Source organism: Streptomyces sp. NPDC045021 (assembly GCF_056432645.1).
In genome coordinates, this window is record NZ_JBWKIQ010000009.1 from 381,355 (window position 1) to 388,433 (window position 7,079).

General features: G+C 73.4%; 6 protein-coding genes. 5 read left to right on the forward strand and 1 reads right to left on the reverse strand.

Annotated elements, in window-relative coordinates:
- Positions 1-6: 6 nt before the first annotated feature.
- The 3 genes from sucB (at position 7) to AC07DC_RS27220 (ending at position 3,734) form a co-directional block, all read left to right on the forward strand.
- Entirely contained in the window at positions 7-1,773 is a 1,767-nt protein-coding gene (gene sucB / locus AC07DC_RS27210) for a 2-oxoglutarate dehydrogenase, E2 component, dihydrolipoamide succinyltransferase (RefSeq protein WP_478917106.1), read from the forward strand.
- A gap of 310 nt (positions 1,774-2,083) precedes the next feature.
- Positions 2,084-3,079: a GNAT family N-acetyltransferase gene (locus tag AC07DC_RS27215; RefSeq protein ID WP_478917107.1), complete on the forward strand. Its 996-nt coding sequence runs from the start codon at positions 2,084-2,086 to the stop codon at positions 3,077-3,079.
- Between the two features lie 142 nt (positions 3,080-3,221).
- Entirely contained in the window at positions 3,222-3,734 is a 513-nt protein-coding gene (locus tag AC07DC_RS27220; RefSeq protein ID WP_478917138.1) for a DUF4240 domain-containing protein, read from the forward strand.
- Positions 3,735-3,839: 105 nt separating this feature from the next.
- On the opposite strand, the gene AC07DC_RS27225 is transcribed toward AC07DC_RS27220, so the two are convergent.
- On the reverse strand, positions 3,840-4,340 hold the full coding sequence (locus AC07DC_RS27225) for an N-acetyltransferase family protein (protein WP_478917108.1): 501 nt from the start codon (positions 4,338-4,340) through the stop codon (positions 3,840-3,842).
- A 75-nt stretch (positions 4,341-4,415) separates the two neighbouring features.
- Between AC07DC_RS27225 and AC07DC_RS27230 the strand changes: the two genes are divergently transcribed.
- Complete coding sequence (locus AC07DC_RS27230) at positions 4,416-5,309, forward strand: TIGR01777 family oxidoreductase (protein ID WP_478917109.1); 894 nt, start codon at positions 4,416-4,418, stop codon at positions 5,307-5,309.
- A 128-nt stretch (positions 5,310-5,437) separates the two neighbouring features.
- Positions 5,438-6,745, forward strand: coding sequence for an NAD(P)/FAD-dependent oxidoreductase (locus tag AC07DC_RS27235; protein ID WP_478917110.1), 1,308 nt, complete (start codon positions 5,438-5,440; stop codon positions 6,743-6,745).
- Positions 6,746-7,079: the final 334 nt, after the last annotated feature.

A 7,079-nucleotide genomic window follows, 5' to 3' on the forward strand; every position in this document is an offset into this window, starting at 1 on the left:
GCAACCATGGCGGTTTCCGTAACCCTTCCGGCGCTCGGCGAGAGCGTGACCGAGGGCACCGTCACCCGTTGGCTCAAGGCCGAGGGTGAACGCGTCGAGGCAGACGAGCCGCTGCTCGAGGTGTCGACCGACAAGGTCGACACCGAGATCCCGTCGCCCGCTTCCGGCATTCTGGCCTCCATCAAGGTGGCCGAGGACGAGACCGTCGAGGTCGGCGCCGAGCTGGCCATCATCGACGACGGCTCGGGCGCGCCCGCCGCTGCCCCGGCCGCTGCCGAGGCTCCGGCCCCGGCTCCCGTCCAGGCCGCGGCCCCCGCCGCGCCGGCTCCGGCCGCCGAGGCCCCCGCGGCCCCGGCTCCCGCCGCCGCGCCCGCCGGCTCCGCCGAGGGCACCCCGGTCCTGCTGCCCGCCCTGGGCGAGTCGGTCACCGAGGGCACCGTCACCCGTTGGCTCAAGGCGGTCGGCGAGACCGTCGCGGCCGACGAGCCGCTGCTCGAGGTCTCCACCGACAAGGTCGACACCGAGATCCCGGCCCCGACCGGTGGTGTCCTCCTGGAGATCCTCATCAACGAGGACGAGACCGCCGAGGTCGGCGCCAAGCTCGCCGTCATCGGCGCCGCGGGTGCCGCTCCGGCCGCCGCCCCGGCTCCCGCGGCTCCGGCTCCGGCCGCCGCCCCGGCACCGGTCGCCGCACCGGCTCCTGCCCCGGCCCCGGCCGCTCCGGCTCCGGCCGCTGCCCCGGCCCCCCAGGCCCCGGCACCGGCTCCGGTCGCGCCCGCCGCCCCGGCTCCGGCACCCGCCGCTCCCGCCCAGGCCCCGGCCGCCGCTCCGGCACCGGCCGCCTCGGGTGACGACGGCGCCTACGTGACCCCCCTGGTCCGTAAGCTCGCCTCCGAGAACGGCGTGAACCTGTCCTCGGTCAAGGGCACCGGCGTCGGTGGCCGTATCCGCAAGCAGGACGTCCTCGCCGCCGCGGAGGCCGCCAAGGCCGCCGCCGTCGCCGCCCCGGCCGCTTCCGCGCCCGCCCCGAAGGCCGCCCTCGTGGCGTCCCCGCTGCGCGGCCAGACGGTCAAGATGACCCGCATGCGCAAGGTCATCGGCGACAACATGATGAAGGCGCTGCACAGCCAGGCGCAGCTCACCAGCGTGGTCGAGGTGGACATCACCAAGATCATGCAGATGCGCAACAAGGCCAAGGACGCGTTCGCGCAGCGCGAGGGCGTCAAGCTCTCGCCGATGCCGTTCTTCGTCAAGGCCGCGGCCCAGGCGCTGAAGGCCCACCCGGTCGTCAACGCCCGGATCAACGAGGACGAGGGCACCATCACCTACTTCGACTCCGAGAACATCGGTATCGCGGTGGACTCCGAGAAGGGTCTGATGACTCCGGTCATCAAGGGTGCGGGCGACCTCAACATCGCGGGTATCTCCAAGCGGACCGCGGAGCTGGCCGGCAAGGTCCGGGCGAGCAAGATCAGCCCGGACGAGCTCTCCGGCGCCACGTTCACGATCAGCAACACCGGCTCGCGCGGTGCGCTGTTCGACACGGTGATCGTGCCCCCGAACCAGGCCGCCATCCTGGGCATCGGCGCGACCGTCAAGCGTCCGGTGGTCATCGAGACCGCCGAGGGCACCGTCATCGGCGTCCGCGACATGACGTACCTGGCGCTCTCCTACGACCACCGCCTGGTGGACGGTGCCGACGCGGCCCGTTACCTGACGGCCGTCAAGGAGCTCCTGGAAGCCGCGGAGTTCGAGGCCGAGCTCGGTCTCTGAGACTCCGGCCGCGTCCCTGACGCGGCGAGGCAATCGCAGTGCGGCGCCCCCGACCCGGTACTCCGGGCCGGGGGCGCCGGCGTTCCGGCGGACAGGAGAACGGCTGCCGGCTGACATGCCGAGGCCCGTACGGCGCCGCGGGTGGCTCCGGCGACCAGGGTCGCTTTGCCACCGAGCCGCTGATTGATCCCCCTTGAGCCCGTCATGTCATCCCGCTTGTCGGCCATGCCGGACCTCCTGTAGTGCTACGTACTGCATGACCGTCGCAGCCATACCCGGCACCCTGTGCCAGGTTTCCTCCGGAGGCATCTTGCCGCTTCACATAGATCTGCTGACCGAACCCACCGGCGCGCAGCTCCACGACTGGCACCAGGTGCTCACCGCCGCCCTCGGCCATGACCTGCCCGGTGATCCGGTGCCCTCGGCCGACGATGTGTCCGCCCGGCTCACGACCCCGAACGCCTACAGCCGCAAGCGGCTGTGGCTGGCGCGGAACACCGCCGGTGCGCCGGTGGGAACCGCCGCGCTGCGGCTCTTCGACGAGCCGGGACGTTCGCACCTCGCCTCGCTGGAGCTGTACTCGCACCCCGCCCACCGGCGGCTCGGCGCCGGCTCCGCGCTGCTGGCCACCGCCGTGGACGAGGCCCGCGGCGACGGTCGCCGCAATCTGATCACCAGAACGACCGTCGGCACCCCCGGCGACCGGTTCCTGGCCACCCGCGCCTTCACCCCGGTGCTGAAGCTCACCTGGCGGCGGCTGCGGTTCGACACCATGGACGCCGCAGCGATCGGCTCCCTCGCCGGCAGCCGGCACCCCGGCTACCGGCTGGAGGCCTGGGAGGGCGTCGCCCCCGGCGGTCTGATCGACGCGTTCGCGCGGGCCAAGCAGGCCATGGACGACATGCCGACCGGCGGGATCGACCTCGGCCACGTGCCGTGGGACGCCGAACGGGTCCGGTCCGTCTCCGAGGTCTTCGCCAAGCGCGGCGAGCAGCTGATCACCGTGGCCGCGGTCAGCGAGGCGGACGGCGCCGTGGCCGGGTACACCGAGCTGGTCGTACCGGCGGACGGCGCCGGGCGCGCGCTGCAGTACGACACGGCCGTCGTCACCGGGCACCGCGGGCACGGGCTGGGGCGCTGGATGAAGGCGACGATGATCCAGCGGATCGCGGCCGAGCTGCCCGGAGTGACGGAGATCGAGACCGACAACGCCGACGAGAACCGGCACATGGTCGCGATCAACGTGGGCCTCGGCTTCGTGCCCGTCCGGCAGACGGTGGAGTACCAGCTGACCCTGGTGGAATGATTTCCTCCGATCCATCCCGCGACCACCGCGGGGCGCCCTGCGACGTCATCCGGCCATTGAGGCCAAACGTGCGTAACGACACGGGCGCATACGGGGCACTCCGCGTGCGTCCGGCCCCGGCAACCGGGAAGCTGGACGCGTGATGGACGAGACGGAGTTCTGGGAGATCATCGACAGCACCCGCGCGGCCGCGGACGGTGATCCGGAGGAACAGGCCGATCTGCTGATCGAGCGGCTCGCGCTGCTCGATCCGGACTCGGTCACGGACTTCGCGCGGCACTTCGAGACCCGCTTCGCGCGGGCCTTCCGCTGGGACGTGTGGAGCGCGGCGGACATCATGTTGGGCGGCGCCGACGACGAGGCGTTCGACTTCTTCCGCTGCTGGCTGATCGGGCAGGGCCGGCACGTCTTCGAGGGCGCCCTGCACAGCCCCGACGACCTGGCCTTCCTCGTCGCCGACTTCGACCCGGAGGTCGACGGCGACGCCGAGGAGCTGGGTTACGCGGCGGACGAGGCGTACGAGCAGCTCACCGGGGTGCGGCTGCCCGATCTGGAGTTGCCGCCGGTCGGCGAGCCGGAGGGCGAGCAACTGGACATGGACGACACGGACCTCATGGCGGACCGCTTCCCCAAACTGTGGGCCCGCTTCAGCTGACCCGCCCGGCCCGGCTGCGCGGCGCGGCCATGCGACCTGGCTGCGCGGCCCGGCTGCCCGGACCGACTATGCGACCCGGCTACGCGGCGCGGCAGCCCGGCGCGGCTACGCGCTCGCGAAGTCCAGCGACCGACCCATGAGCACGTCGTCCACATACGCGCCCTCCAGCAGGAACTCGCCAGGCAGCACGCCCTCGACCGCGAACCCCAACGACTCGTAGAGCCGCCGCGCCGGAGCGTTGTGGCCCAGCACCCGCAGGGTCATCCGGATCGCGCCCTGCCGGCCCGCCTCGTGCAGGGCCTCGTCCATCAGCCTGCGGGCGATACCCCGGCCGCGGGCCCAGGTGTCCACGGCGAGCCCCTGTATCTGGCGGACGTGCGCGTTGCACGGCAGCGGGGTGGGCGGCACGATCCGCACATAACCGGCCACCCGCCCGCCGACCTCGGCGACGAGGAAGTCGTCCGGCGGGTGCCGCTCGTCGTAGAACGGCTTGCCGGGGTCTGGCGGCGGCTGCACCGCGTGCAGCGACGACCAGGTGCGGACATCGATGCCGACGAGGTCGGCCTCGTCGGCGAAGGTCGCCGGACGGACAATCACATCTGACATGCCGGCAACTCTGCCATGCGGGTCTCCCGGCCCCCATAGCGCCCCGCTGGGCCCCACCGCGGGCAGAATGGGGCCATGCGTATCGCAGTCACCGGAGCGTCAGGTCTGATCGGCTCCGCCCTCGTCCACTCCCTCGGCACGGACGGGCACGAGGTCGTCCGCCTGGTGCGGCGCGAGCCCGCGGGCCCCGACGAGGTCCGCTGGGACCCCGCGCGCCAGTACGTGGACACCAAGGGGCTGACGGGCTGCGACGCGGTCGTCCACCTCGCCGGGGCGGGCGTCGGCGACCACCGCTGGACCGCCGCGTACAAGAAGGAGATCCGCGACAGCCGGGTCCTCGGCACCGCCGCGATCGCCAAGGCCGTCGCGTCCCTCGACACCCCGCCCCAGGTCCTCGTCTGCGGCACCGCGGTCGGCTACTACGGCGACACCGGCGACCGCCCCGTTGACGAGGACGCCCCGGCCGGCGAAGGGTTCCTCGCCGGTGTCGTGCAGGACTGGGAAGCAGCAGCGGAACCCGCGGCCGCCGCCGGCATCAGGACAGCTTTCGCCCGCACCGGGCTCGTCGTCTCCCGCGAAGGCGGCGCCTGGGGACGGCTGTTCCCGATCTTCAAGGCCGGTCTCGGCGGCCGGCTCGGCAACGGGCGCCAGTACTGGAGCTTCATCTCCCTGCACGACGAGATCGCCGCGTTCCGCCACATCATCGACACCGGGACCCTCTCGGGACCGGTGAACCTGACCGCGCCGGAGCCCCTCACCAACCGCGAGGTGACCGCCGCGATGGGCCGCGTACTGCACCGGCCCACCCTCGCCGCCGTCCCCGAGTTCGCCCTGCGCATCGCGCTCGGCGAGTTCGCCGAGGACGTCCTGAGCAGCCAGCGGGTACTGCCGCGGCGGCTGCTCGACTCGGGCTTCTCGTTCGCGTTCCCGGGCATCGAGGAGAGCATCCGGGCCGCGCTCGGGCACTGAGTGCCGAAAGGCTGAATCGCACCGTGCACCCGGTGCATCAGCCACGTGTGATGAGGGCATGACCCCTACCAGCTACCAGCGCCAGCTGACGCGAGCGGGGAACGAAGCCAACCTCCGGGAGGGGCATCGTGCTCTCAACAGCACGGCAAGCGGACGTCGTCGTGGTCGGGGCAGGGCTCTCGGGCCTCGCCGCGGCGCATCATCTGATCAGTGCGGGGCTGACCGTCACCGTGCTGGAAGCAGGAGCCCGGGTGGGGGGCCGGATGGCCACCGACACCGTGGACGGCTTCCGGCTCGATCACGGTCCACAGCTGCTCAACACCTCGAACCCCGAACTCCGGCGCACCCCGGGGCTCCAGGGGCTGCGGCTGCGCCCGTTCGCGCCCGGCGCCCTGGTGCGGGCCGGCGGCCGCGGCTACCGCGTCGGCGACGCCCGCGGCACCCGGGCCCGCGCCGTGCTCTCCGCCGCGAGGGCCCCGCTCGGCGACACCCTCGACCGGGCGGGGCTCGGCACCGCGCTCAACCGGCTGGCCGCCACCTCCACAGCCCGGCTCCTCGCCCGGCCCGAGACCACGACGGCGGCCGCGCTCGCCGCCCGCGGCTTCGCCCCCCGCCTCCTCGACGGCTTCGTGCGCCCGCTCCTCAACGCGCTGCTCTGCGACCCGGAACTGGCCACGTCCAGCCGGTGCGCCGACCTCGTGCTGCGCGGCTTCGCCCGCGGCGGAACGTGCCTGCCCGCCTCCGGCGCCGCCACCGTCCCACAACGCCTCGCCGCCGCCCTGCCACCGGGCACGGTACGGCTCGGCGTCCGCGCCACCGCCGTCTCCGTCAACGCCGTCGCCACCGAGGGCCGCGGGAGCGGCGAACTGCCCTGCCGCGCCGTCGTGGTGGCCACCGGCGCCCGCGCGGCCGGCGAACTCCTCCCCGGGCTGCGGGTGCCCGACTTCCACGCCGTGACTGTCGTCCACCACGCCGCGCCGCACTCCCCGCTGCGCGAGCCCCTCCTGGTCATCGACGCCGACCGCCACGGGCCCGTCTCGCACACCATCCCGGCCAGCGAACTCGACCCCTCCCGCGCCCCGTCCGGCCGCGCGCTGGTCACCTCCGTCCTCCTCGGCCCCCCGGAGGACGGCCACACCGACGACATCGCCGTCCGCAAACACCTCGCCGAGCTGTACGAGACCTCGACGGACGACTGGGAACCCCTGGCCACCCACCACAACCCCGAAGCGGTCCCCGTCATGACCGCACCCCACGACCTGCGCCGCCCCGTCCGGCTCTTGTGCGGCCTCTACGTCTGCGGCGACCACCGCGACACCAGCACCGTCCAAGGCGCCCTCCTCTCCGGCCGCCGCGCCGCCACCCACCTCCTCGCCGACTTCGGCCTCCGCCCAGCAGTAACGTTCTCCCCCCACCACACCGAGGAGGCGGCCTAACGCCACACGCCTCCGGCGGGGTTGGAGGTACGTCCCGCCTGCGGCGGGCTTTTCCCCACCCACCCCCAATCTTCGGCCGGGGGTGCCCCCTCGCCCTTTCACCCCAGCGGTGGGGTGAATCACCGTCACTGGTGGGGTGGACGGGCGTCGGGCGCCCGCGGCGTCGGCTTGCCTGCGGCGGGCGTGCTGCCCCCCACCCACCCGCGGGCGGGAAACGACAGGAGGGTCGGGGGTCGGGGCCGGAGGGGTGGGGGTTCGAAATGCTGCCGAGCTATTTGAGGGCCGCCAGGCCCTAAATAGTCGATTTCGAACCCCCACCCCGCAGGACCCGGCC